The organism is Xanthomonas sacchari (assembly GCF_024266585.1).
GTDB lineage: Bacteria > Pseudomonadota > Gammaproteobacteria > Xanthomonadales > Xanthomonadaceae > Xanthomonas_A > Xanthomonas_A sacchari_C.
In genome coordinates this window covers 1,367,036-1,388,289 of record NZ_CP100647.1, presented here as the reverse complement: position 1 = coordinate 1,388,289, position 21,254 = coordinate 1,367,036, and the positions used below count along the sequence as shown (strand labels likewise).

Genomic DNA, 21,254 nt, shown 5'->3' with positions numbered 1-21,254 from the left:
ACTCCTTGCGATCGGAACGGGGAAGGGGCGGCGCCGGCTCAGTGCCGCAGCGCGTGCACGTCCTCGGCGCTGAGCCGGCCGGGATAGTCGTTGCCGAACTGGCTGCGCACGTAGTGCACCACCTCGGCGACCTGGCGGTCGTTGAGCGTGTCGGCGAAGCCGGGCATGCCGCCGTGGCCGTCGAGCACCATCATCGCCACGTAGGGCGCGGCGGCCACCTTGGGATTGCCGGCCAGCGCCGGATACTCGCCGCCGCCGCGCGCGCCCTGCCCGTCAGGCATGTGGCAGCCCTGGCAGATCGCCGCGTACACGGTGGCACCCGAGGTGGTGGTGAACTCGGCCTGCGGATACAGCGGGGTGGCGTCGGAACTCTGCGCCGCGGCCGGGCCGATCGGCGGCAGCATCAGCGCGACCAGCGCGGCGGCGATCGCCGCGGCGAGCATCCAGGAACGATCCGGCTTCATGCGCTAGCTCCGTTGACCACGCGACGATGCAGGCGCTCGATCGCGTCCAGTGCCGAGGTGATGGCGCCTTCCTGCCAGGCCGGGATGTAGGAGGCGTGCTCGCCGGCCAGGGCGATGCGGCCGTCGATCTGGCACAGGTTCTCGTAGTGCTCGGCGCGCGCGGCATCGCTCCACATGCCGAAGCAGCCGTGGGTGAACGGCACCCGGTGCCAGCCCACGGCGATGCCGTTGTCGAATTCGCGCGGGTACTGCGGATGCAGCTGCGTACCGTACTCCACCGCCTTGGCCACGCGCTGCGCCGGCGTCATCGAGGTGAACTCGAACGCCTCCAGCCCCCACACGTAGGCGCCCAGCAGCACGCCCTTGCCGGCGCTCTGGAAGCCGGTGCTCGGATAGCTGATCAGGGTGATCGGCAGGTCGGTGTAGCTGATGCCGCCGTAGATCGCCTCGTCCTCTTCCCAGAAGCGGCGCTTGAACTGCAGCCCGACCTTGACCGAGGCCGCATACGGCACCTGGCCGATCGCCGCGGCCATCTTCTCGCCCACCGCGATCGGGATGCGGCTGAGGATCGACAGCGGGATCGTGCACACGCACCAGTCGGCCTTGGCCAGCTGTTCGCTGCCGTCCGCGTCCTGGTAGGCGACGCTGACCCCGTGCGCGTCCTGGTCGATGCGGGTGACCCGCGCGTTGTAGCGGATCGCATCGCCGAGCTGGCGCGCGAAGGCCTTGCCGATCTGGTCCATGCCGCCGACCGGCTGGAACATCGCGGTCTGCATCTCGTAGTTGTTGCCTGCGGCCAGCGTGGCCCACAGCCGCGAGCGCAGGATGTCCTCGGTGGTGAACGGTTCGGAGAATTCCGGCTTGCCGGACAGGCCGCCGCCGGGATATTTGGCGAAGCCGCGGCGCTCGCTGCTCTCGCGGCCCTTGACGTAGCCGAAGTCCTTGTCCAGCGCGCCCCAGTTGCGCAGCGACTCGAGCAGGATCTCCTGGTCCTCGCGCTGCAGTTGCGCGTCCAGCGCGCCCTGCTTGGTGCTCTTGGCCAGCAGTTCGGCCACGTGCCCCTTGTAGTCGGCGTCGATGTCGCGGAAGCGCTGTGGCCTGCCGCCGAAACCGGTGCGGCTGTGCAGCAGCGCGTTGAAGTTGACCTGCACGAACGGCTCCAGCGCCACCCCGAACTGCTTGCAATAGGACAGCACCGCCTTGTGGTGGTGCGGGATGCGCCACGGCCCCGGGTTGAGGTACATGCCCTCGTCGAACCCGCACTGCTGCGTGAAGCCACCCAGTTCGGTGTAGCGGTCGCCGCCGCGCAGCGTCCAGTTGCGGCCGCCAGGGCGCGCGTTGTACTCGAGCACCTGCACGCGGTAGCCGGCCTTGCGCAGTTCGTAGGCCGCGGTCATGCCGGCCAGGCCGGCGCCGAGCACCAGCACCGAGGCGCCCCTGGCGTCGCCGTCCAGCCGCGGCACGCCGGTGAAGCGCGATTCGGCGGCCAGGCCCAGGCTGTGCATCGCCTGGTACATCATCGCGCCACCGCCGGCCAGGCCGATCCTGGCGAGCAACTGGCGGCGGGTCATGGCTCCCTTGGGGGCTGCGTGCATCGTGGACATCGTCTCGCGGATGGCGGATCGACCATAGCCGTCGCGGCGGCGGCGCGGATCGGAGGTGGCGGGTAGGCCGCGATGGGGCGGGTAGGTGCGCGGGTGGTGGGTGGGGGTGCGGCGGCGGCCGGCCCCTTACCCCCAACCCCTCCCCCGGGGGGAGAGGGGCTTGCGCGCCATGGCGGTCAGAAGCGGTAGGTGAGCTTGGCGTAGTAGCGCGCGCCGAAGTAACCGATCGGGCTGCCGGTCAGGTACGGCGAGTTGTAGTAGCTCAGGTAGTTCTTCTCGAGGTAGTTGTAGGCCGCCGCCGGGATCTTGTCCGGGTACTTGTTGAACACGTTGTCGGCGCCGATGCTGACCGTGAGCCGATCGGTGGGCCGGTAGGTCAGCTCGACGTTGGTCAGCGCCAGCGTGCCGATCTCCTGTTTGTAGTACGGCGCGCCGTTGACGTCGACCACGTCGAGCTTGCTCAGCACGCTGGCCGGGAAGATCTCGCCGTTCCAGTCGTCGTACGGCGTGACCAACTGGTACTGCGGCCCGTAGATCGCCTCGGTCACGCGCAGGCTGAACTTGCCGATGTTGAAGGTGGCGCCGAGGTTGACCCGGTACTGCGGCGCGTTCTTCTCCAGGTTGATCAGCGTCGCCGCGCTGTACATGGTGGCGCCGCCGAGCACCTGCGGTGCCGGCTTGGCGTCGAGCACCTCGGTCTTGTTGTAGTTGGCCGCCAGGATCCAGTCGATCGAGCCCCAGTCGAACTCGCTGACGTAGTTGGTCACCCAGTCCACGCCACTGCTGCGGGTCTTGAGCGAATTGTTGAAGATCGCCACGGAGATGTTCTGGCGCGCGGTGGCGTCGAGCGAGCCGCCCGGCGCGGACGGATCGATGCCGCCCAGGTAGCCGAAGTCGACCAGGGCCTGGCCCAGCGCGGTGTTGTAGGTCGCGTCGGGGACGCCGTCGCCGTTGGTGTCGCCCGGCTCGCCGGCGCGGGAGTATTCGAAGGTCCCCACACCGATGCGATCGGAGATGGTGATGCGGTAGAAGTCGAGCGTGCTGTCGAAGTTGGACATCGGCCGGAACACGAAGCCCAGGCTGTAGTTGGTGCTGGTCTCCGGCTTCAGGCTGCCGAAGCCCAGCGCGGCGGCGGCCGCGCTGTTGGGCTGCAGCGTCGGGGTGGCGCTGGTCGGGCCGACCTGCACCGCCGAGTAGTAGCCTTCCTGCAGGGTCGGCGCACGGAAGCCGGTGCTGGCGGTGGCGCGCACCGCGAACGTGTCGCTGATGTCGAAGCGGGTGGTCAGCTTGCCGACCACCTTGCTGCCGAAGTCGCTGTAGTTTTCGTAGCGTCCGGCCACGTCCAGCAGCCACTTCTCGGTCGGGTTGAACACCACGTCGGCATAGGCGGCGTAGCTGTGGCGGCTGTAGGAGCCGGTGTTGAACAACGGGTTGTAGCCGGGGAAGGAAGACGCGCCGGCGCCGTAGTACGAGGTCGGATCGCCCGCATCGATGCCGTAGCGGTCGCGGCGGTATTCGATGCCGGCGTTGAAGGTCAGCGGCTGCGACAGGCCGACCTCGAAATCGTGGGTGGCGTTGAGGTTGGTGGTCCACTGGCTGGCCCAGAAGCTGCCGTCGTAGAAATCCTCGGGCGAGTAGCCGTCCTCCTGCCACAGGCTGAAGTTCATCGAGTTCAGCGTGTACACGTCCATCTTGTTCTTGCCGTAGCTGCTGGAGAAATCCCAGGACCAGTCGGCCAGCACGCCCTTCAGGCCGGCAGTGAGCTCGTAGTCGACCTCGTCGGAGGCCTCGGACGGATTGAAGCCCAGCGGGTACTTGTGGCTGACCGCACCGGTCGCCGGATCGACATAGCCGCCGTCCTGGCTGGGACGCCGGTAATTCTCCTCCGACTGCGCGGTCTTCTTGCCGAAGCTGCCGAACGCGTAGAACTCGAGCGTGTCGCTGAGCACCGCGCCGGAGTTGAAGAACAGCACTTTGCGGTGCACTTCCGGCGGATTGAGCCAGGCGTTGACGTTGGGAAAGCGCGGGTTGAGGGTCATGCCGCGCACGTCGTCGGCGAGGAACTCGGCCATGCTCGGATTGACCGCCGAGCAGTCGGCGTAGTTGGCCACGCAGTCGGCGTAGCTGTAGGAGCCGAGCCGGTACACGGTCTTGCGGTTCTCGACCTCGGCGCTGAGGCTGAAGTACGCCGCGTCGCTGCCGAAGCCGATGTTGCCGCCCCACGAATCGGTGCCGCCGCCACCGTCCTTGTAGCCGGCGTAGCCGGCATCCACCTCGCCGCCTTCGTGGTTCTTCTTCAGGATGATGTTGATGACGCCGGCGATCGCGTCCGAGCCGTACAGCGCCGCGGCGCCGTCGGTCAGCACTTCCACGTGGTCGATGGCCGCGGCCGGGATGAACGACAGGTCCGCCGACGCCGCGCCGGTGGTGGTGTTGACGTTGGAGGTGATGTGGCGGCGCTTGCCGTTGACCAGCACCAGCGTGTGGTTGGGCGAGAGGTTGCGCAGACTGGCGGTGAGCGTCTGGCTGGCCATGTCGTTGCCGGTCTGGTTGGCGTTGTAGGACGGCACCTGGTTGGCGATGGCGTTGATCAGGTCCGGCGCGGCCGACTGCTTGAGCATCTGCGCGCTGACCAGCTGGATCGGCGCCGGGCTGTCGGTCACCGCCATGTTGGCCTTGCGCGTGCCGGTCGAAATGACCGTGATCGCATCCAGCGTCGTGGCCTGGTCGTCCCCTTGTTCGGCCAGCGCCGGCAGCGCCTGCGTGGCGGCCAGCAACAGCGCCAGCGTGGCGGTTCCGTGGCGATGCCCGGCGTTCCCCAGCCCCCTGCGCACCGACTCCGCCAGACGATGCGTCTTCAATCGCTTGCTCATGCCCAAGACCCCCTGGATGACGTGGATATCGCGTGGAAACGCACCTGTCCCCCGACCGGCGACGCCGTGAACGCGGCGCGAAGGAACCATAGCCAGGGAGGTGCGGCGAGCGGCCGCAGTCGAGGGGTAGGTGGGCCGCATGCGGGTGGGCCGCGCGCGACCGGCGGCACCGCGCGGGTAGCCGCGTTCGCCGCGGCGGGGACTGGGTTAATCTCGGGTGCCCCCACCTACGACCCGTCGCATGCCCCAGTACCGCCCTTGCGTACCGCCGCCCGCGCCATGGCCGCGTTGACCCAGCCGCGCCCGCGCCTGCTGCTGCTCGATTTCGACGGCGTGCTGGCCGGGTATACCCGCGCGGCGCGTATCGCCTGCCTGGCCGAGCAGTGCGGCTGCGAACCGGCACAGGTGCGGCAGGTGCTGTTCGCGTCCGGACTGGAAACCGCCTACGACGGCGGCGAGATCGCCACCACCGACTACCTGCAACGGCTCGGGCAGGGCCTGGGCAGGCAGCTGCGCGAGGCCGACTGGATCGCCGCGCGCGTCGTCGCCAGCCGCGGCGATCCCGGCGTGGTCGAGCGCGTCCTGGCACTGGCCGGCAGCATCGACATCGGCGTTCTGACCAACAACGGCGCGCTGATGGCCCAGGCGATCGCGCAGATCGTGCCGGCGCTGTTTCCGTTGCTGCAGGGCCGGGTGCTGTGCAGCGGCACGCTGGGCGGGCGCAAGCCGCAGGCCGAGGTCTATCGGCGTGCGCTCGACCACTTCGGCGTCGCCCCGCGGCACGCGCTGTTCCTCGACGACCTGTTCGTCAACGTGCGCGGCGCCCGCGCCATCGGCATGCGCGCGGAAACAGCCAGCGGTGCGCGCGCGGTGCGCCGCGCGCTGGCACGGCACGGCCTGGCATAGGCACCGAGGCCACGCGCGCGGAACAGCGGCCACTGCCGCAGCGACCGGCGATTGCGCACGCGTGTTGTTGATGGGGGTGGCTGTCGCCCGCGCGGCACGGCGCGCGGGTCGGATCACGCCCCGCAGCGGCGGCGCGCAGTCAGCGCCTCGTGTCGGCAGGCGCATGGATGCGCCTGCCGAGAATTCCCATCCTGCCCGCGACCCGCGCGTAGCGCGGGCATGACGTCCGGGAGTGCTTCTGCGCCTGGCGTTGCGCAGGCAAAAAACCGCTTCCCGGCAGCCGAAGGCCGATCGCGCTCACGCACGCAACCCGTGCGGCATCGTCGTTGCCGCACGACCTGCCGACTGCCGCGCGCGCCGATCGACTCAACGCGTGCCGACGTACTCCCGCAGCGCCGCATGCAACCGCTGCAAGCCCTCGGCCAGCTCCTGGTCGGTGATGTTCAGCGACGGCACGAAACGCAGCACGTCCGGCCCGGCCTGCAAGGTCAGCACCCCGTGCGCGGCGGCGTGGTCGAGGATCGCCGCGGCCTGCCCCGCATGCGCCGGGTTCAAGACCGCACCCAGCATCAATCCGCGCCCGCGCACCTGCGAGAACAGCCTGAATTCCTCGTCGAGCGCCGCCAGGCCCGTACGCAGCGCCGCCGCCTGCCGCGACACGTTGGCGGCGATCGTCGTCGAGGCCAGCTTGCGCAGCGCCACCCGCGCCACCGCCGCGGCCAGCGGGTTGCCGCCGAAGGTGGTGCCGTGCGCGCCGAACTGCATGGTCTCGGCGACCTTCGGGCCGGCCAGCAGCGCGCCAATCGGGAAGCCGCCGCCCAGCGCCTTGGCCAGGGTCACGATGTCCGGCGTGACCTGGTCCTGCCAGTGCGCGAACAGGGTGCCGGTGCGGCCCATGCCGCACTGGATCTCGTCCAGCACCAGCAGCGCGCCGTGGTGGTCGCACAGCGCCCGCACCTGCGCCAGGAAGCCCGGCGCCGCCGGCATCACCCCACCCTCGCCCTGCACCGGCTCCAGCATCACCGCGGCCACGTCGCCGGCGGCCATCGCCGTTTCCAGCTGCACGATGTCGTTGAAGTCGACGTAGCGGAAACCGCCGGGCAGCGGCTCGTAGCCCTCCTGGTACTTGGGCTGCGCGGTGGCGGTCACCGCGGCCAGGGTACGGCCATGGAAACTGCCGCGGAAGGTGACGATCACCCGCCGCTGCGGCGGACGGCCCTGGGCGCTGGCCCACTTGCGCACCAGCTTGATCGCCGCCTCGTTGGCCTCGGCGCCGGAGTTGCACAGGAAGGCTCTGTGCGCGAAGCGCGAGGCCACCACCAGTTCCTCGACCAGGCGCAGCGGCGGCTCGCTGTAGAACACGTTGCTGGTGTGCCACAGCTTGCCGGCCTGTTCGAGCAGCGCCGCCTGCAGGTCCGGATCCTGGTGGCCGAGCCCGCACACGGCGATGCCGGCGGACAGGTCGATGTAGTCGCGTCCCTCGCTGTCCCAGACCCGGGCGCCCTGGCCGCGCTCCAGCACCAGTTGGCGCGGACGGTAGATCGGCAGGCTGTAGCGTTGACCGAGGGCGATCAGCTCCGCGGCGGAAGAAGCGGTCATCGAGGGAATCCTGCGGTGGAGAAAGCACCGATTATAGAGACCGCCGCGGCAGGCGCGGCGGTCGGCGACGGCGCCACCGGCAGCACCTCGCGCGCGGCGGACGGCACAGCGGGGGCGCTGGCCGCGTTTACCAGACGCCGGTGTTCGGCATCGACGCCCACGGCTCGGCCGGCGCCAGCGCCCCGCCCTTCTGCAGCAGCTCGATCGAGATCAGGTCGGGGCTGCGCACGAAGGCCATGCGCCCGTCGCGCGGCGGACGGTTGATGGTCACGCCGAGCGACTGCAGGTGCGCGCAGAGGGCGTAGATGTCGTCGACCTCGAAGGCCAGGTGACCGAAGTTGCGGGCGCTGCCGTAGTCCTCGTCCGAGCCCCAGTTGTAGGTCAGCTCGACTTCGGCCTCCGGGTTCTCGGGGGCGCCGAAGTACACCAGGGTGAACTTGCCGGCTTCGTTCTCGACGCGGCGGGTCTCGTGCAGGCCCAGGCCCTCGGTGAAGAACGTGCTGGTCTTCTCCAGGTCGTGGACGCGGATCATGGCGTGCAGGTATTTCATCGTGACAGCTCCGAGGGTGGGGGATGGGGGGCGCCATGCCGCGATGGCGCGCGCAGAGGGCGCACAGGGTAGCGCTGCCGGCGTGCAGGCACGGCGACGCCGTGGCGGGACCGGTTCAGCGGAAATAGCAGGCCTTCAGCGGCAGCGCCGCCGCGCCCACCGCGCTGGCATCGGCGGTGGCGGCGGCCGGCAGCAGCAACGGCAACGGCCGCGCCTGGCCGCGGCGCGGCTGATTGTCGATGCGCACGCGCGGAATCAGCCGCGTCGCCAGCTCGCGCGGCATGCGCCCGCCGAACACCACCGCCGGCGGATCGAAGATCGCCACGATCGCCGACACGATCAGCGACAGGCCCGGTGCCACCCGCGCGATCCAGCGCTCGATCGCCGGCCACGCCGGATCGTAGGCCGCCAACAGCGCGCGGATGTCGGGCAGCGCGATGCCGTCCTCGGCCAGCAGTTGCCGCAACAGCTCCAATGTGCCGCGCTCCAGCCCCTGCTGCGGCAGCATGCCGGCGAACTCGCCGGCGTTGCCGTGCGCCCCGCGCAGGCAGGCACCGTCGATCACCACGCCGCCGCCCAGGCCGTAGTTGAAGTGCAGATAGGCGAAATCGCGGTACTGGCGGCCGATGCCGAGCAGGCTCTCGCCCGCCGCCGCCACCGTGCCGTCGTTGTCCACCCACACCGGCAGCGCCAGCGCCTCGGCCAGCCAGTCGCCGATCGACAGCTCGCCCAGCGCGCGCAGCGGCTCGGGCGGGTTCATGTGCACGCCATCCTCGACGAAGAAGCCGGTCATCGCCACGCCCGCGCCCAGGCGCGGACCGAGCCCGGCGCCGGCCGCCGCGGTCAGCGCCGCATCGGCCTCGCGCAACTGCGCCAGCAGCGCGGCCGGCTCGGTCGAGCGCAGCGCATGCTCGGCGGTGGCGCGGATCTGGCCGCTGAAGTCCAGCAGCGCCAGCGACAGCGCATCGGTCGCGATCGCGTAGCCGACGGTGTGGCCGTAGCCGGGATTGAGCGCGATGCCCGCCCCCGGCTTGCCGCGGCCGGCATGCGCCAGCGACGCGCCGATCGCGACCAGGCCGCGCTCGGCCAGTGCGTCCACCAGGCGCACCGCCGACTGCACGGTCAGCCCGGTGCTGCGGCTGAGATCGGCGCGGGTGGCGGTACCGGCCAGGCGCAGGCGATCGAGCAGGTGGCGCTCGTTATCGCTGAGATCGGCATGGATGGCATGGCGGGACGCGGGAACACGCGGCAGGGCGACGGCGACAGGAGCGGGCATGGGCGGCGGTGGCATGAAGACCCCGGCAGCATAGCCGCGCCGCACTCCGCCATTGCGGCACCGACCGCGATCGGGTGGAACAACGCGTTTTTGCAGCGCGGCGCTCGCATGCGGCGCGGCGCGTTGCGACCACCCAATCGACGCCTCCCGCGTCCGAACCGCGTGACCGCGGCGTACCCGGCAACGCCGGGCATCAATCCAGAAACAGGTCCGGCAGCAACGGCTGCGACGGGTCCTGCGCATAACCGGACAGATCGTGGACGCCGGCCTCCGCCAGCACCGCGTCGTCGATCAGGAACTGGCCGTAGAACCCGGCGGCCGGCCGGGTCAGCACGGCGTGCGCGGCGTCGGCCATGATCTCCGGGCGGCGGCCGTTGCCGGCATCGACGCCGGGGATCATGTTCAGCGCCTCGGTGGCGATCAGCGTGCGCGGCCACAGCGCATTGACCGCCACGCCCTGCGGGCCGAACTCGCCGGCCAGGCCCAGGGTGACCAGGCTCATGCCCATCTTCGCCAGAGTGTAGCCGGTATGCGGCGCCCACCACTTCGGGTCCAGCGACGGCGGCGGCGCCAGGGTCAGGATGTGCGGATTGGCGCTGCGCAGCAGATGCGGCAGGCAGGCCTGCGCGCACAGGAAGCTGCCGCGCGCGTTGACCTGCTGCATCAGGTCGAAGCGCTTCATCGGCGTCTCCAGCGCACCGCGCAGCCAGATCGCGCTGGCGTTGTTGACCAGGATGTCGATGCCACCGAAGGCCGCGACCGTCGCCGCCACCGCCGCATGCACCTGTTCCTCTTCGCGGATATCGCACTTGAGCGCCAGCGCGCGCCCACCGGCCGCCTCCACCGCCGCCGCCGCGCTGTGGATGGTGCCCGGCAGCTTGGGATTGGGCACCGCCGACTTCGCCGCGATCGCCACATTGGCGCCATCGCGCGCCGCCCGCAGCGCGATCGCCAGCCCGATGCCGCGCGAGGCGCCGGTGATGAAGAGGGTTTTGCCTTTGAGGGTCATTGGAGTGGGAATGGAGAATCGGGAATCGGGAATCGGGAATGGGAAAAGCTTAACGCCTTCTCGCCGCGCGCCCGTCAGACCAGACGCACACGCGCTCCGCTTTTTCCATTCCCCATTCTCCATTCCCCACTCCCGGCCGTTCAGGGCTTCGGCCCCTGCCCCTCGTTGTCCTCCCACTTGAGCAGGCGCCGGGTCACGAAGCGGTACACCGGCTTGCCGCTGGCGAACCACAGTTCACGCACCCAGGAATGACGCTTGAGCAGGCGCCGTTCGACCGGGGTCAGGGCGTGCGCGCAGTACATGCGCTTGTGCTTGAGCAGGTGGCGCAGGTCCTCGCGCGCCAGCAGGCGCATCCAGCGCGAGCGCGGTGCGCCGCGCACGGCGAGCTGGAAATCGATCAGCGCCGGGCTGCCGTCCGCCAGCACCAGCCAGTTCGCCTCCTTGGCCAGGTCGTTGTGCGCCACCCCGCGCCGGTGCACCTGCTGCAGCAGGCGCCGCGCGGCGCGGAAATAGGCCAGGTCGCCGCGCGGCGGCCGCTGGTACATCGCCGCGCCGTCCAGGTAGCTGCGATCCAGGAAGGTGCCGTCCCAGCCGCGCAATTGCGGCGTCGCCGCCATGCCGTCCAGGTGCCGCAGGGCGAGGGCCTCGCGCCGCGCCAGCCACCACGCCGGCAGCCGCAGCCACCACGGCGAGGCGGTGAGGTCGCGGCGGACCAGGCGCGCCTCGCCTTCGCCCAGCAACAGGATGCGGCCGAAGCTGTCGGACTTGAGGATCTGCACGGGACGGGAGGGGGCGACAGGCATCGCGGAAGTGTAAGCGCAACGCCAGGTGCCCTCGCCGTTCCATCGTCGCGACGCTACCGCGCGCCGCGGCCACGCACGATCGCACCGGCACCGATTCCCCGTCAGCGCCCGACAGGGCGGGCAACCGCAGCAGACGCCCTCACCAATCCCTCCTTCCTCTCTCCACGCGCACGGACGCGCGATGCAACGCGTTCCGCCCCGCCCCGCGGTCACGGCACGGCCGCCGCGCACCGGCACGCTAAGCTTGGCCTCCGGCACTGACGGCAACGCGCTCCTTTTCATGCACTCCACCGACCTCTATCTGCTTTCCGTGGCGCTGTTCAGCGTCCTCGCCCTGGTGCTGCTGATCGTGGCCCGGCCCAAGCTGCATCCGTTGCTGGCGCTGCTGCTGGTGTCGCTGGCCACCGGACTGGCCGTCGGCATGCCGCTGGACGCGCTGGTGCATGCCGTCGCCAACGGCGCGGGCAAGACGCTCGGCGCGGTCGGGCTGGTCGTGGCGCTGGGCGCGATGCTGGGCAAGGTGCTGGCCCAGGCCGGGGTCACCGACGCGCTGGCCAACGCCCTGCTGCGCCGGGCCTCGCCGCGGGCGCTGCCGTGGGCGATGGCCTGCGTCGCCTTCGTCGTCGGCATTCCCATGTTCTTCGAGGTGGGGCTGGTGATCCTGCTGCCGCTGATCTTCGGCGTGGCCCGCAAGCTGGAGGCGCGCGGTTACCGCGACGGCTCGGCCTACGCCTACGTCGGCGTGCCGGTCATCGCCGCGCTGGCGGCAATGCACGGCATGGTGCCGCCGCACCCCGGTCCGCTCACCGCCATCGCCACGCTGCAGACCAGCGTGGGCGCCACCATGCTCTACGGCTTCATCGCGGCGATCCCGGCCATCGTCCTGGCCGGGCCGCTGTACGGCAGATTCATCGCGCCGCGCCTGCAGGCGCGGCCGGACGCGGCGATGCTCGCGCAGTACGCCGCGGCCGACGACGCGGACGCCGCCGCAGCCGCTCCCGCGCAACCGCTGCCAGGACTCGGCCGCGGCCTGCTGGTCGCGCTGGCGCCGGCGCTGCTGATGCTGTGCCACGCCGTGGCGGAGGTGGTGCTGCGCAAGGACGCGCCGGCCCTGCACGTGGCCGCCTTCGTCGGACATCCCATCGTCGCGATGCTGCTCGGCGTGCTGTTGGCCATGCTGGTGCTGCGGCCGGGCGAGCCGGCGGCGCTGCGCAAGACCCTGGGCGACAGCGTCAAACCCATCGCCGGCGTGCTGCTCATCATCGCCGGCGGCGGCGCCTTCCAGCAGGTGCTCACCGATGCCCACGTCGGCGACGCGATCGTGCGCCTGAGCCAGCAGCTGGCGCTGTCGCCGCTGTTGCTGGGCTGGCTGATCTCGATGCTGCTGTCGGTCTCCACCGGCTCGGCCACGGTCGGCGTGGTGGGCGCCGCAGGATTGCTCGCGCCGCTCGGCGCCGCCGAGCCCAGCCTCAACCTGCCGCTGCTGGCCCTGTCGATCGGCTGCGGCTCGCTGTTCTTCAACTATGCCAACCATGCCGGCTTCTGGCTGGTGAAGGAATCCTTCGGCATGAGCATGGGCGAGGCCACCAAGACCATCTCGGTGGTGCAGTCCATCGTGGCGCTGGTCGGCCTGGGCATGGTGTTGCTGCTGAACCTGTTGCCGCGGCTGGGCTGAGGTTGCAGGCGATGTTGGTGGGGATGCGGCCGGTCCCGCACGGTCGTGCGGTGGCCGTTCACGTCGTCCCCGGCGTGAACGGAGGCCGCACCCCCAGGCGCTCGCGGCGATGACACACGCGTGCGTGGCGCGTCGTGTCGCGCCACGGCGCCGATGCACGATGACCGGCGCCGCGCGGCGCCGGAATCGCGGCGTCGGCAACGCAGTTCGGTTACGCCCGTCGGCCGGCAGCGGCCGCTGATGTCGCGGCCGAGGATCTGAACGGCGCAGCCGCGAGGGCGGCGATCGCCGCGGCTGCAGCAGGAACGCCACGCCGCGCCCTCTATAATCGCCCGATGAATGCCTCATGGACCGATGCCACGCTGGAGTGGATCGCAGCACACCCCGTCCTTGCCGGCGTGGTCATCTTCGCCATCGCGTTCTGCGATGCGGTCATCATCCTCGGCACCCTGGTGCCGGCGCTGCCGTTGCTGTTCGCGATCGGCGTGCTGATCGGCCTGGGCCAGATCTCCGGCCCGTACGCCGTGATCAGCGCCGCGCTCGGCGCGCTGATCGGCGATGCGCTCAGCTACTGGGTCGGTTACCGCTGGGGCCACCAGTTGCGCAACTACTGGCCGTTCAAGCGCTACCCGCAGTTGCTCGACCGCGGCGAGGCGATGTTCCGCCGCAATGCCTTCAAGAGCATCCTGGTGGCGCGCTATGTCGGCGCCATCCGGCCGTTCGTGCCGGCGGTGGCCGGCATGATGAAGATGCCGCTGCGGCGCTACCTGCTGCCCAGCAGCGTGGCCGCGGTGACCTGGGCGCTGCTGTTCCTGGGGCCGGGCTGGCTGCTGGGCCAGGCCTACGACGCGGTCGCCGCGGTCGCCGGCCGCCTGTTCCTGGTGCTGGGCCTGCTGGCGCTGGCGCTGGGCCTGGTGTGGGCGATCGTGCTGTACGGCTACCGCTGGTCGGCCGGGCACATGGACGCGCTGCTGGCGCGCGCGCTGGACTGGTCGCGCCGGCATCCGGTGCTGGGCCGCTACTCGATCGCGGTGTTCGATCCGCACCGGCGCGAATCGGTGCCGCTGGCGATGCTGGCGGTGATGCTGCTGGCGCTGGGCTGGGGCTGGTTCGCGCTGCTGATGGTGGTGGTGGCGCATGGCGAGCCGCTGCGTCTGGACCTGGCGGTGCACGACCTGATGCTGGCCCTGCGCAACCCGCTGGCCGACTACCCGATGACCGCACTGGCCTCGCTCGGCGACTGGCAGGTGCTGCTGCCGCCGACCGCGCTGGGCCTGCTGTACCTGGCGTGGCGCCGGCGCTGGATGGCCGCGGCGCACTGGCTGGCGGCGCTGGCGTTCGGCCTGGCCCTGACCAAGCTGCTCGGCACCACCGTGCACGTGGTGCGGCCGCCGGCGGCCAGCAGCGGTTTCGGCTTCCCCTCGGTGGCGGTGACCATGGCCACCATCAGCTTCGGTTTCTTCGCGGTGCTGATCGCGCGCGAACTGCCGGGGCGCTCGCGGGTGTGGCCGTACCTGCTGTCGGGAGCGGTGGTGACCCTGATCGGCTTCGCCCGCCTGTACCTGGGCGCGCACTGGCTCAGCGACGTGGTCGGCGGCATGCTGTTCGGCATCTTCTGGCTGCTGGTGCTGGGCATCGCCTACCGCCGCCGTTTCAACCGCGGGTTCTGGATGAAGCCGCTGGCCTGGCTGTTCTACGGCGGCTTCGCGATCGCCGCGCTGTGGTACGCGCCGCGCCAGCTGGAACGCAAGCTGGCCAAGTTCGAACCGCCGCCGCCGCAACTGACGCACCTGTCGGATGCGGCCTGGTGGCAGCACGACTGGCGGCAATTGCCGTCGCGGCGCAACGAGTTCGACGACGACCAGCGCTGGCCGCTGGACATCCAGGTGGCCGGACCGCTGGCGCCGCTGCAGCGCCAACTCGAAGCGGCCGGCTGGCGCGTGCAGCCGCAGGCCGGCTGGCAGCAGGCACTGCAGTTGCTCGACTACAAGGCCACGCCGGCGCAGGTGCCGGTGCTGCCGGCGACGCTGGACACGCGGGTGGAGTCGCTGCTGATGCTGCGCCCCGGCCCGAATCCGGACGAGCTGTACGCGCTGCGCCTGTGGCCGGCGCCGGCACGTCTAGAGCCAGGCAATGTGCCGCTGTGGCTGGGCAGCGCGCAGAGCCTGCGCTACGAACGCCATTTCAACCTGATCGGGCTGTGGCGGCCGCTGCGCGGCGCCGATCCGGCGCTCAACGCGGTGACCGGGGCGCTGCACGCGCTGCCCACGCGCAGGGACATGCACCGCCGCAGCGAGATCCCGGTGCTGCTGGTGCGCAGCGACGGGCAGACGCCGCCGTCGCCCTGAGTCGCCTTGCCCGTGCGGACCGCGGTCGTCCGCACGGTTGGGCGGCTGCGCGCGCCGGCTACTTCACCGTGACCTGGATCGAGCGCGAATCGGTGGCGTGATCTTCCCAGTGCCGGGCGTAGACCAGATCGATCGCGCCGCTGCCCTGGCCGACTGCCTTGAAGGTGTAGGTGATGGTGCTGGGACAGCCCATCTGCCCCGATGCGCAGTTCGTGCCCGGCGCATGCTCGATGTCGAGCAGCGACAGCGGCGCAGGCAGGGTACGCAATGCCCAGGCACTGCCGGTCGAGCCGTTCTCGGAAAGCGTGATCGCGAACATCTGGCCGCGCTGCAGCGGGAACGGCTTCATCCCCGGCGCCAGGCAGGTCTTCGGCGACAGTTGATCGGCGTTGCCGTTGACCAGGGCGATGGCGCCGCGCGCGCAGTCGGCCTTGGCCGCGGCGGCGTTGCCGGGCGGCTCGGCGGCGATGGCCGGCAGGCTGGCGGCGGCGCCGGCGGACAGCATCAACAACAGCAGGAAGGAATGCCTCATACAAAGTCCTCGATCGTGCGTGGATGGGACGTCAGGCCGCCAGGGCGGTATGCCGTTACCGGCAGCCGAGTTCGGCCACCGATCGCCGCCAAGCGTCGCCTGCGCCTGCTAGCGGCGCGCTGAATGCCGTGTGCGGGAACGCTGCGCGCGTGTGGCCCGCCGTGGGGCGCTGCCGCGCGAGGGCGGCGCGCCGTGGTCAGGGTGTTCGGCCCTGCGCCGATGCCGGCAAGGCCGTGCTCCGCGCGCGGACCAGGACGGCGCGCGGAGCCGCCCTCGCCCGCCTCGCTCAGGGAATCCAGGCCAGCAACTGATCCAGCCGCGTATGCGGATCGTCGTCCTGCAGCAGCGACAGGCGCTGCCGCTCGTCCAGCGGCAGCAGTTCGGCCAGGCGCCAGCCGACCCAGGCGGCCTGGTCGAGCTGGCGCGGGCCATCCACCGGATACACCGCGGCAGCCTGGTCGAGGATGCTGTCCAGCACGGTCGCCAACAGCGCGTGCTGCGGACGCAGTTCGTCGTCGCCGTCGGCCTCGCGCCATTCCACGTCGCCGACCACCAGGCCGTTGTCGCGGACCCGGCTGCGCAGCACGTGGAAACGGCGCGCGCCGCGCAGGCTCAGCACCAGCACGCCATCGGCGCCGACATCGAAATCGACGATGCGCGCCTCGGTGCCGAACGCCGCCGGCACCGCCGGGGCGCCGGTCTCGCTACCGTCCAGGATCAGGCAGACGCCGAAGCCGCTGTCGGTGCGCCCGCATTCGCGGACCAGGTCCAGATAGCGGCGCTCGAACACCCGCAGCTTGATCGAGGCGCCGGGCAACAGCACCGCGTGCAGCGGGAACAGCGGCAGCGTGGTCCGCTGCGCGCTCACGCGCCGGCCTCGCGGCGCCGCCGCTGCGGCGTCATTGCAGCGCTGCCAGGAAGCGCCGCGGTGCGCCGTCGAAACCGCCGTTGGACATGAACACCACATGGTCGCCGGCGCGCGCCTGCGCCTGCAGCGCCGCCAGCAATGCATCCACGTCGGCCGCCGCACAGGCCTCGCCGCGCACCGCGGCGATCACCTTGCCGGCGTCCCAGGCCAGTTCCGGCCGCTGCAGGAACACCACCGCGTCGGCGGCGTCCAGCGACGGCGCCAGCGCCTCGGCATGCGCGCCCAATCGCATCGAATTGCTGCGCGGCTCCATCGCCACCACGATGCGCGCCGCACCGACCTTGGCGCGCAGGCCCTCCAGGGTGGTGCGGATGGCGGTGGGATGATGGGCGAAGTCGTCGTACACGGTGATGCCCTGCGCCTGGCCGAGCACTTCCAGGCGCCGCTTGACGCTGCGGAAGCGCGCCAGCGCCGGCATCACCTGCGCCGGCGCCACGCCCACCGCATGCGCCGCGGCCAGCGCGGCCAGCGCGTTCATCACGTTGTGCCGGCCGAGCAGCGGCCATTCCACCTCGCCCAGCTCGTACCCGCAATGCAGTACCGCGAAGCGGCTGCCGTCGGCGGCGAGCAGGCGCGCGCTCCAGTCGAAGGCCGGATCGAAGCCGAAGCGCTCCACCGGGGTCCAGCAGCCCATCGCCAGCACCTCGCGCAGGTGCGCGTCCTCGCCGTTGACGATCAGCCGGCCGCGGCGCGGCACGGTCCGCACCAGATGGTGGAACTGGCGCTGGATCGCGGCGACGTCGGGGAAGATGTCGGCATGGTCGTACTCGAGGTTGTTGAGGATCGCCACCAGTGGCCGGTAGTGCACGAACTTGCTGCGCTTGTCGAAGAACGCGGTGTCGTACTCGTCGGCCTCGACGACGAACAGTGGCCGCTCCGCCAGGTCCGGCCCCCGATTTTCTTCTTCTCCCGGGAGAAGGTGGCGCGCAGCGCCGGATGCGGGTTCGGCCACCGGCCGCCCCAGCCGCGCCGACACGCCGAAGTCCTCGGCCACGCCGCCGATCAGGAAACCCGGTTCGCGGCCGGCCGCCTGCAGCAGCCAGGTCAGGATGCTGGTGGTGGTGGTCTTGCCGTGAGTGCCGGCCACTGCCAGGGTGTCGCGGCCCGGCAGCACCTGCTCGCTCAGCCATTGCGCGCCGGAGGTGTAGGCGCGCCCGGCGTCGAGCACCGCCTCCACCGCGGCGTTGCCGCGCGACAGCGCGTTGCCGACGATCACCTGGTCGCAGTCCGCGGCGATGTGCTCGGGCAGATAGCCCTGCTTCAGCGCGATGCCCAGGCGCTCCAGTTGCGTGGACATCGGCGGGTAGATCGCCTGGTCGCTGCCCTCGACCGCATGGCCGAGCTCGCGCGCCAGCGCGGCGACACCGCCCATGAACGTACCGGCGATGCCGAGAATATGGATCTTGCTCATGGGCCGATTGTCGCCGATCCCCCGACCCACGCAAACCGGCGTGGCACCGGCCCTTGGCGGTGGCAGGCCGCGCGCGGCCGATGCGGGGTCGCCTTGCCGCCGCGCGGTCAAGCAGGAAATCCCCCACATCGGCTGAGGGAAGTCCCCGATAGGCAAGTCGGGAGCCGACGCCGAAAATGAACGGGCCAGCCTCGACACCCTGTGGTTCTACTCCCCAAGAGACCATTCCCGAGGGAGCTCATGTCGTGGGGCCCTGAGCAAGCCCGTTCGCTGGCACCCTCTTTTCCCGATCCCGGCCCTGCGTGGCAAGCCGGATGCGCGCCCACGGCTGGCGCTCGCGCTGCACCCCCGGCCGACAGCGGAACAGCTCCAATTCCTCGCGTTGCCTCAGCGCAACGGGACACGTCGTTGCCCTCGCAGGAACGGCTTCAGCCGCGACGCGCGATGCAATGGCCTCGCCGGCCCCTGAGACGATCGCCCCCGCATTGCGGCAGCCGGCTGTCGTCGCGTCGGGACTGAAGTCCTTCCCACAATGCTTGCCTGTGCATGACGCATCCGCTGGCGAGGCACCCACTTGTGGAAGCGGCTTCCGCCGCGACGCGCGATGCGATGGCCTCGCCGGCCCCTGAGACGATCACCCCGCATTGCGGCAGCCGCCTGTCGTCGCGTCGGGACTGCAGTCCCTCCCACAATGCTTGCCTGTGCATGACGCATCCGCTGGCGAGGCACCCACTTGTGGGAGCGGCTTCAGCCGCGACGCGCGATGCGATGGCCTCGCCGGCCCCTGAGACGATCACTCCGCATTGCGGCAGCCGCCTGTCGTCGCGTCGGGACTGAAGTCCCTCCCACAGGGCTCCCTGCGCATGACCCATCCGCTGATGCGATGCCCACTTGCGGGAGCGGCTTCCGCCGCGACGGGCTTTACCGGGAATGCCCGTCGCGGCGGAAGCCGCTCCTACGGGAGAAGGGGAGCGCTTGCGTCGTGACCGGAGATGCAAACAGTCGGGGGAGCCCGCCGTCTGCACATCCGGCGCCCGTTGCGGGCGCCGGCATGCCGTGCCGCCTCAGCGGCCGATCGCCGCCAGGATGCGGGCGAGCACTTCGTCCAGCGAGCCGACGCCGTCCACCCGCGCCAGCGTGCCGCGCTTGTCGTAGAAACCGATCACCGGCGCGGTCGAATCGGTGTAGACCTGCAGGCGCTTGCGCACCGACTCGGGATTGTCGTCCTCGCGGCCTTCGGCCTTGGCGCGGCCGGCGATGCGCTCGACCAGCAGTTCGTTGGCCACGTCCAGCTGCACCACCGCATCCAGCGGCTGGCCGAGCTTGGCCAGCAGTTCGTCCAGCGCGCCGGCCTGGGCCAGGTTGCGCGGATAGCCGTCGAGGATGAAACCGTTGCGCACGTCGTCGCGGCCCAGCCGCGATTCGAGCATGCCCAGCAGGATGTCGTCGGAGACCAGGTCGCCGCGCGCCATCACTTCCTTGGCCTGCACGCCCAGCGGAGTGCCGGCGGCGACTTCGGCGCGCAGCAGATCGCCGGTGGAGATGTGCGGGATCTGCAGCTTGTCCTTCAGACGGGCCGCCTGCGTGCCCTTGCCCGATCCGGGCGGTCCCAACAGAACCAATCGCATCAACCTGACTCCTCGAGGAAAGTACCGTGCGCGGCCGGCGGCGTTAGACTCGGGGCCACGCCTGCACTGCACCGCAAGATCCCCAGCTTACCGCATCCGGGCAATGTCCCGACAATGTCCCCACCCCAGGAGCGAACCCCGACCATGGCCCAAGGCACCCTGCTGTACGCCCAGTCCGGCGGCGTCACCGCCGTCATCAACGCCAGCGCCGCCGCCGTCATCGGCGAAGCACGGGCGCGCAAGGTCAAGGTGCTGGCCGCGCGCAACGGCATCCTCGGCGCGCTGCGCGAGGACCTGATCGACACCTCCAAGGAGTCGGCCGCGGCGATCGCCGCGCTGGCCCATACGCCCGGCGGCGCGTTCGGCTCGTGCCGCTACAAGCTCAAGTCGCTGGAGGCCGACCGCGCCAAGTACGAGCGCCTGCTGCAGGTGCTGCAGGCCCACGACGTGCGCTACTTCCTCTACAACGGCGGCAACGATTCGGCCGACACCGCGTGGAAGGTGTCGCAACTGGCGCAGGCGTTCGGCTATCCGCTGCACTGCATCGGCGTGCCCAAGACCATCGACAACGACCTGGCGCTCACCGACACCTGCCCGGGTTTCGGCTCGGCGGCCAAGTACACCGCGGTGTCGGTGCGCGAGGCGGCGCTGGACGTGGCGGCGATGGCCGAGACCTCGACCAAGGTATTTGTCTACGAAGCCATGGGCCGCCATGCCGGCTGGCTGGCCGCCGCCGCCGGGCTGGCCGCGCAATCGCCGGACGGCGCGCCGCAGATCATCCTGTTCCCCGAACGCGCCTACGACGAAGCCGCGTTCCTGGCGCAGGTGCGCAAGGTGGTGGACAAGGTCGGCTGGTGCGTGGTGGTGGCCAGCGAAGGCATCCAGACCGCCGACGGGCGCTTCGTCGCCGATGCCGGCGGCGGCACCGATGCGTTCGGGCACAGCCAGCTCGGCGGCGTGGCGTCCTACCTGGCCGGCAAGGTCAAGGCCGAACTCGGCTACAAGGTGCACTGGACCCTGCCCGACTACCTGCAGCGTTCGGCGCGCCACGTCGCCTCGCGCACCGACTGGGAGCAGGCGCAGGCGGTGGGCAAGGCCGCGGTGCAGTTCGCGCTGAAGGGCATGAACGCGGTGATGCCGGCGATCGTGCGCAGCAGCGACGCGCCGTACCGCTGGAAGATCGAGGCCGCGCCGCTGGCCAAGGTCGCCAACCACGAGAAGAAGATGCCGGCCGGTTTCCTGCGCAAGGACGGCTTCGGCATCACCGACAAGGCGCGCCGCTACCTGCAGCCGCTGATCCGCGGCGAGGCGCCGCTGCCCTACGGCAGCGACGGCCTGCCCAAGTACGTGGCACTGAAGAACGTGGCGGTGAAGAAGAAACTGCCGGCCTGGGAGGGCTGACCCGCACGAGCATCGCGGCGCAGGCGCGGCGCATCCGGCCGCGTCGTGGCGCGGAGACAACGGACGCGCGCCGCTCCCGCGCTCCTGCCGACGATGCCGCCACAGCGCGCGTTGCACCCAGCCATCCCGCGCACGGGTACGCAGACTCAGCGACGCAGGTCGCGGCCGAAGAACGCTAGTAGCGCCGGAACGCGTTTCGTAAGAGCGGCTTCAGCCGCGACGGGCTTACCGGGAACGCCCGTCGCGG

16 protein-coding genes are annotated in these 21,254 nt (G+C 70.8%); 4 read left to right on the top strand and 12 right to left on the bottom strand.

Features of this window, described 5'->3' with window-relative positions; genetic code table 11:
- Positions 1–38: 38 nt before the first annotated feature.
- The 3 genes from NKJ47_RS05620 to NKJ47_RS05610 form a co-directional block, all read right to left on the bottom strand.
- Entirely contained in the window at positions 39–464 is a 426-nt protein-coding gene (locus NKJ47_RS05620) for a c-type cytochrome (RefSeq protein ID WP_254460528.1), read from the bottom strand.
- Positions 461–2,035, bottom strand: coding sequence for an NAD(P)/FAD-dependent oxidoreductase (locus NKJ47_RS05615; protein ID WP_254461351.1), 1,575 nt, complete (start codon positions 2,033–2,035; stop codon positions 461–463). The genes NKJ47_RS05620 and NKJ47_RS05615 overlap by 4 nt, the downstream gene beginning before the upstream one ends.
- Before the next feature lie 209 nt (positions 2,036–2,244).
- A complete protein-coding gene (locus NKJ47_RS05610; protein ID WP_254460527.1) occupies positions 2,245–4,941 on the bottom strand; it encodes a TonB-dependent receptor plug domain-containing protein in 2,697 nt (898 codons plus the stop codon).
- Positions 4,942–5,229: 288 nt separating this feature from the next.
- On the opposite strand from NKJ47_RS05610, the gene NKJ47_RS05605 reads away from it, so the two are divergent.
- Positions 5,230–5,847 carry an HAD-IA family hydrolase gene (locus tag NKJ47_RS05605; protein ID WP_343237535.1) on the top strand — a complete coding sequence of 206 codons (618 nt, stop codon included), beginning with the start codon at positions 5,230–5,232 and terminating at the stop codon, positions 5,845–5,847.
- 366 nt (positions 5,848–6,213) lie between these two features.
- Here the strand turns inward: NKJ47_RS05605 and NKJ47_RS05600 are convergent, their stop codons facing one another.
- The 5 genes from NKJ47_RS05600 to NKJ47_RS05580 all read right to left on the bottom strand — a co-directional run bounded on the left by NKJ47_RS05600 (position 6,214) and on the right by NKJ47_RS05580 (position 11,084).
- A complete protein-coding gene (locus NKJ47_RS05600) occupies positions 6,214–7,446 on the bottom strand; it encodes an acetylornithine transaminase (RefSeq protein WP_254460525.1) in 1,233 nt (410 codons plus the stop codon).
- Positions 7,447–7,573: 127 nt separating this feature from the next.
- Positions 7,574–7,996, bottom strand: a complete 423-nt coding sequence (locus NKJ47_RS05595) for a VOC family protein (RefSeq protein WP_254460524.1) — start codon at positions 7,994–7,996, stop codon at positions 7,574–7,576.
- Between the two features lie 115 nt (positions 7,997–8,111).
- On the bottom strand, positions 8,112–9,272 hold the full coding sequence (locus NKJ47_RS05590; protein ID WP_254460523.1) for an ROK family transcriptional regulator: 1,161 nt from the start codon (positions 9,270–9,272) through the stop codon (positions 8,112–8,114).
- A 193-nt stretch (positions 9,273–9,465) separates the two neighbouring features.
- Complete coding sequence (locus NKJ47_RS05585; protein ID WP_254460522.1) at positions 9,466–10,281, bottom strand: SDR family oxidoreductase; 816 nt, start codon at positions 10,279–10,281, stop codon at positions 9,466–9,468.
- Positions 10,282–10,421: 140 nt separating this feature from the next.
- Positions 10,422–11,084 (bottom strand): serine/threonine-protein kinase, encoded by a 663-nt coding sequence (locus NKJ47_RS05580; protein ID WP_254460521.1) that lies wholly within the window; start codon positions 11,082–11,084, stop codon positions 10,422–10,424.
- 280 nt (positions 11,085–11,364) lie between these two features.
- Between NKJ47_RS05580 and NKJ47_RS05575 the strand changes: the two genes are divergently transcribed.
- Positions 11,365–12,759 carry a GntP family permease gene (locus NKJ47_RS05575; protein WP_254460520.1) on the top strand — a complete coding sequence of 465 codons (1,395 nt, stop codon included), beginning with the start codon at positions 11,365–11,367 and terminating at the stop codon, positions 12,757–12,759.
- A 335-nt stretch (positions 12,760–13,094) separates the two neighbouring features.
- Positions 13,095–15,107, top strand: a complete 2,013-nt coding sequence (locus NKJ47_RS05570; RefSeq protein WP_254460519.1) for a bifunctional DedA family/phosphatase PAP2 family protein — start codon at positions 13,095–13,097, stop codon at positions 15,105–15,107.
- 58 nt (positions 15,108–15,165) lie between these two features.
- Here the strand turns inward: NKJ47_RS05570 and NKJ47_RS05565 are convergent, their stop codons facing one another.
- The 4 genes from NKJ47_RS05565 to NKJ47_RS05550 form a co-directional block, all read right to left on the bottom strand.
- Positions 15,166–15,639, bottom strand: a complete 474-nt coding sequence (locus tag NKJ47_RS05565; protein WP_254460518.1) for a protease inhibitor I42 family protein — start codon at positions 15,637–15,639, stop codon at positions 15,166–15,168.
- 286 nt (positions 15,640–15,925) lie between these two features.
- Complete coding sequence (locus NKJ47_RS05560; protein ID WP_254460517.1) at positions 15,926–16,507, bottom strand: LON peptidase substrate-binding domain-containing protein; 582 nt, start codon at positions 16,505–16,507, stop codon at positions 15,926–15,928.
- 31 nt (positions 16,508–16,538) lie between these two features.
- On the bottom strand, positions 16,539–17,978 hold the full coding sequence (gene mpl / locus NKJ47_RS05555) for a UDP-N-acetylmuramate:L-alanyl-gamma-D-glutamyl-meso-diaminopimelate ligase (RefSeq protein ID WP_254460516.1): 1,440 nt from the start codon (positions 17,976–17,978) through the stop codon (positions 16,539–16,541).
- Positions 17,979–19,042: 1,064 nt separating this feature from the next.
- The gene (locus tag NKJ47_RS05550) at positions 19,043–19,606 is read right to left on the bottom strand and encodes an adenylate kinase (protein ID WP_010343370.1); all 564 of its coding nucleotides are present in this window, start codon (positions 19,604–19,606) and stop codon (positions 19,043–19,045) included.
- 144 nt (positions 19,607–19,750) lie between these two features.
- Between NKJ47_RS05550 and NKJ47_RS05545 the strand changes: the two genes are divergently transcribed.
- Entirely contained in the window at positions 19,751–21,007 is a 1,257-nt protein-coding gene (locus NKJ47_RS05545) for a 6-phosphofructokinase (RefSeq protein WP_254460515.1), read from the top strand.
- Positions 21,008–21,254: the final 247 nt, after the last annotated feature.

Excerpts from the sequence above, each read along its gene's own strand:
- NKJ47_RS05620 (WP_254460528.1), bottom strand. The coding sequence starts at position 464 with ATGAAGCCGGATCGTTCCTGGATGCTCGCCGCGGCGATCGCCGCCGCG.
- NKJ47_RS05615 (WP_254461351.1), bottom strand. The coding sequence starts at position 2,035 with ATGACCCGCCGCCAGTTGCTCGCCAGGATCGGCCTGGCCGGCGGTGGC.
- NKJ47_RS05610 (WP_254460527.1), bottom strand. The coding sequence starts at position 4,941 with ATGAGCAAGCGATTGAAGACGCATCGTCTGGCGGAGTCGGTGCGCAGG.
- NKJ47_RS05600 (WP_254460525.1), bottom strand. The coding sequence starts at position 7,446 with ATGACCGCTTCTTCCGCCGCGGAGCTGATCGCCCTCGGTCAACGCTAC.
- NKJ47_RS05595 (WP_254460524.1), bottom strand. The coding sequence starts at position 7,996 with ATGAAATACCTGCACGCCATGATCCGCGTCCACGACCTGGAGAAGACC.
- NKJ47_RS05590 (WP_254460523.1), bottom strand. The coding sequence starts at position 9,272 with ATGCCCGCTCCTGTCGCCGTCGCCCTGCCGCGTGTTCCCGCGTCCCGC.
- NKJ47_RS05585 (WP_254460522.1), bottom strand. The coding sequence starts at position 10,281 with ATGACCCTCAAAGGCAAAACCCTCTTCATCACCGGCGCCTCGCGCGGC.
- NKJ47_RS05580 (WP_254460521.1), bottom strand. The coding sequence starts at position 11,084 with ATGCCTGTCGCCCCCTCCCGTCCCGTGCAGATCCTCAAGTCCGACAGC.
- NKJ47_RS05575 (WP_254460520.1), top strand. The coding sequence starts at position 11,365 with ATGCACTCCACCGACCTCTATCTGCTTTCCGTGGCGCTGTTCAGCGTC.
- NKJ47_RS05570 (WP_254460519.1), top strand. The coding sequence starts at position 13,095 with ATGAATGCCTCATGGACCGATGCCACGCTGGAGTGGATCGCAGCACAC.
- NKJ47_RS05565 (WP_254460518.1), bottom strand. The coding sequence starts at position 15,639 with ATGAGGCATTCCTTCCTGCTGTTGTTGATGCTGTCCGCCGGCGCCGCC.
- mpl (WP_254460516.1), bottom strand. The coding sequence starts at position 17,978 with ATGAGCAAGATCCATATTCTCGGCATCGCCGGTACGTTCATGGGCGGT.
- NKJ47_RS05550 (WP_010343370.1), bottom strand. The coding sequence starts at position 19,606 with ATGCGATTGGTTCTGTTGGGACCGCCCGGATCGGGCAAGGGCACGCAG.
- NKJ47_RS05545 (WP_254460515.1), top strand. The coding sequence starts at position 19,751 with ATGGCCCAAGGCACCCTGCTGTACGCCCAGTCCGGCGGCGTCACCGCC.